Source organism: Nitrospinota bacterium, assembly GCA_029881495.1.
Taxonomy (GTDB): Bacteria; Nitrospinota_A; UBA7883; order JACRGQ01; family JACRGQ01; genus JAOUMJ01.
In genome coordinates this window covers 1-3,561 of sequence record JAOUMJ010000056.1, presented here as the reverse complement: position 1 = coordinate 3,561, position 3,561 = coordinate 1, and the positions used below count along the sequence as shown (strand labels likewise).

Annotated in this window: 3 protein-coding genes; 2 read left to right on the top strand and 1 reads right to left on the bottom strand. The window is 44.3% G+C overall.

The window, feature by feature from the left end; translation table 11 throughout:
• Positions 1 to 1,084, bottom strand: a 1,084-nt coding sequence (locus OEY64_13140) for a DegT/DnrJ/EryC1/StrS family aminotransferase (GenBank protein ID MDH5543888.1), incomplete at its 3' end; no start/stop codon positions are given.
• A gap of 323 nt (positions 1,085 to 1,407) precedes the next feature.
• Here OEY64_13140 and OEY64_13135 point away from each other — a divergent pair.
• Together OEY64_13135 and galE are read left to right on the top strand one after the other, a co-directional pair.
• The gene (locus tag OEY64_13135) at positions 1,408 to 2,715 is read left to right on the top strand and encodes a nucleotide sugar dehydrogenase (GenBank protein ID MDH5543887.1); all 1,308 of its coding nucleotides are present in this window, start codon (positions 1,408 to 1,410) and stop codon (positions 2,713 to 2,715) included.
• Positions 2,715 to 3,561: UDP-glucose 4-epimerase GalE (gene galE / locus OEY64_13130; protein MDH5543886.1), on the top strand; the 847-nt coding region annotated here is incomplete at its 3' end. The genes OEY64_13135 and galE, both read left to right, overlap by 1 nt.

Sequence of the window (3,561 nt, the reverse complement as noted above, 5' to 3'; positions counted from 1 at the left end):
GTGACGGATATAAAGGCAATGTGACCGTTGTATCACCAATATTTTTGGCATTCGGAAATTTGGCAGAATCAATCTTCATTTTTTCCTTGAAAAGCGAGAGATCCAGCAACGGCCTGTAATTAACTGAACAGTTAACCCCTTCTTCCCTCATCATCCGCAGGAACTCTGTTCTCATCTCTGGCATGTGGATCCTTATCGTGTAAAGATGCAGGGCGCTTTTCACGCCTGTTGGTATCACAGGGGTCTTTATTCCTGCAACATCCTTCAAACCTTCGTTGTACCTGTCAACGATAGTCTGCCTTCTGTCACGTTTTTCCTCGATATTTGCCAACTGGGGCAATAACAATGCCGCCTGCAGGTCATTCATGTTCGACTTGTACCCTACCTCTTGGATGTCGTAATAGGTGATATCCGAGGAGAACCTGTCTATCGCATTTTTAGTCATACCGTGATTTCGTAACCTTTTCACCTTTTCGGCTATTTCGCTGTTATTGGTTGCCAATGCACCACCTTCGCCGCAAGTAATATTCTTTGTCGCGTAAAAGCTAAATGCCGCTGCATCCGATAAGGTTCCCGGCTTGTAACCGTTGATCGAACCTTCAATGCAGTGAGCCCCGTCCTCGATTACCTTTAAGCTATGCTTTTTGGCGATCCTTGATATCTCCTCCATTGGCGCCATGACACCGTAAAGATGTACCGGACATATCGCCTTTGTTCTTGTGGTAATCGCAGCCTCTATCTTCAAATGGTCAATTATGCCTGTATCAGGATCGACATCCACGAATACCGGGGTTCCGCCGGCATGCATAACCGCAGAGGCTGAAGCTGCAAATGTAAATGCCGGAACTATTACCTCATCACCAGACGATAATCCCAGCGAACAGTATGCCAGGTGAAGGGCGTGGGTACAGCTCATCATTCCAACAGCATGTTTCACACCCAAGTATTCAGCGAACTTATTTTCAAAAAGTGCCGTCTTGGGTCCTGTCGTGATGAACATCCCTTTGGCCACTTTCTGGAACTCCATGATGGAATCATCATCCAGGTTGTGTTTGAAGAACTCTACAACTCTTTTTTCGGTCATAGGAGCCTCACATATCAAGCTTTTCATACCTGCCATACATGGATATCGACAACAAAAGTATATTCCTTAAGGGCAAAATTAAACTCCAGTTCTATTCAAAAAGACAGAACAAAATTAATCCGGTTGATTAACAAAGGTGGCCAGAAAAGCTTACTTCTTTAACCATTCAGAGCGTATTGTATCCTCCTTTGTACATATTTTTCCCTTTATATATTCTGTCAATTGAAATATAATTTGTCACTAAAATATTTATTGCGATAGCAGTGGATACAACTTAATGAACGTATATCTGGATCGGACATATACTTTTTACACTGACAGTTATGAACTTTACTGAAAATCTGGAAGCAGTTAAGACAAAGAAAAAACCTATCGCAATAGTAGGACTTGGATACGTGGGTCTCCCGATTGCCATGGCGCTTGGCAAATATTTTAAGATCACCGGTTTTGATATCAACGAGAAACGAATAGCCGACCTTAATCGCGGTGTCGATCACACAGGAGAATGTACCGACCTCCTTAACAACAAGAACGTCAGCTTCACAACTGACCAGAAACTTCTTGCGGATTGCCCCATCGTAATCATCGCTGTTCCAACGCCGGTTACAAACTTCAAAGCTCCCGACCTAGGCCCGCTTGAATCCGCGATGAGAATCGTTGGGAAGAATATACATAAGCCAGCCTTGATTACCGTTGAATCAACTGTCTATCCAGGCGCTACCGAACTTGTCTCTTCAAATATCCTTGAGGGTGAGTTTGGGCTGAAACGCGGTACCGATTATAAAGTAGGGTATTCCCCAGAGCGCATTAATCCTGGCGACAAGGAGCATACTATTGAAAACACCACAAAAATCGTGGCCGCTGAGGACCAAGAAACCTTATCTATACTTGAGTATATTTTCGGCAAAGTAACCAAAACCTTTTCGGCCTCAAATATAAAGACCGCCGAAGCCGCCAAGGTTATAGAGAACATACAGAGGGACCTGAACATCGCCCTTGTTAACGAACTTGCATTAATCTTTGATCGTCTGGATATTAATACAAATGAGGTGATTGACGCCGCATCCACAAAATGGAATTTCCATTCTTACCGCCCTGGACTTGTTGGAGGACACTGTATAGGAGTCGACCCCTATTACCTCGCGCATTGCGCTGAGTCGCTTGGATACATACCGGAAGTCATACTCTCTAGCAGGCGGATCAATGAAAGTGTGGGAAATTTCATCTCCGGCAAGCTCCTGAAACTGCTAATAGAAAGCGGACGCGATATCAACGGCGCAAACGTCGGGATTTTGGGATTCACGTTTAAGGAGAACATCCGTGATATCAGAAACACACGGGTCGTGGATATAGTTAAATTAATGAAAGAGCACCGCATAAATGTATTCGTTTCTGATCCATGGGCCTCACCGCAGGAGATGAAAGCTGAATACGGTATTCAGACAACCGATATCAAAGACCTGAAGAACCTTGATGCAATCGTACTAGCCGTCCGCCACGATCAGTATGTGAACCAAAAAGAGGAATTTTTCCTAAACTTGTGCAACATCGGCAAAAAGCCTGTCTTTATGGACGTAAAATCAGTCTATAACGCATCGGACATGCCGAATTTTTTATACTGGCGGCTGTAGTGAATATTCTTGTTGTTGGAGGAGCCGGTTACATCGGCTCTCTAATGACCAGACGCCTTAAGGATGTCGGACATACTCCGATAGTCCTTGACGATCTCTCTACAGGCAACCGGGCCTCTGTTCATGATTCAATAACTTTTTACCATGGCGATCTGGGAGATGAAAATATTCTCAAAAGGATATTTAACAAGGAAAAGATAGAACTTGTAATGCATTTCGCAGCGAAACTTAGCGTGCCAGAATCACTTGCACAGCCCGACAACTACTACCGCAACAATGTCGCCAAACCTCTGGTTCTCTTGGACGTCATGAGAAAACATGGTTGCAACCTGTTCATTTTTTCCTCTTCTTCCGCAACATACGGGATCCCCAAATACCTCCCCATTGACGAAAAACATCCTACGGATTCTATAAGCCCTTACGGCCTATCGAAAAGGATGCTTGAATTGATACTAAAGGACTACCACTCCGCTTTTGGCTTGAGAAGCGTGAGCTTGCGGTATTTCAATGCGGCAGGTGCAGCCATCGACGGCTCTATGGGTGAAAGTCAGCGCGTAAAGCAGAACCTCATACAGATAGCCCTCGACAACCTGAAAAACGGGCGTGAAACCATCGTCTATGGAACTGACTATGAGACAAGAGATGGAACGTGCATAAGGGACTACATTCATATTGAAGACATTGTAGAGGCGCATATAAAGGCAATTGATCATATAAACAAAGGTAACGGCTTCGATATTTTCAACCTCGGTACTGAAAGAGGAACAACAGTAAAAGAGATACTCGATATGATATCCAAAGTAAGCTCCTCGGAAATGAAAATAAAATACGCCGGCAGGCGCCCTG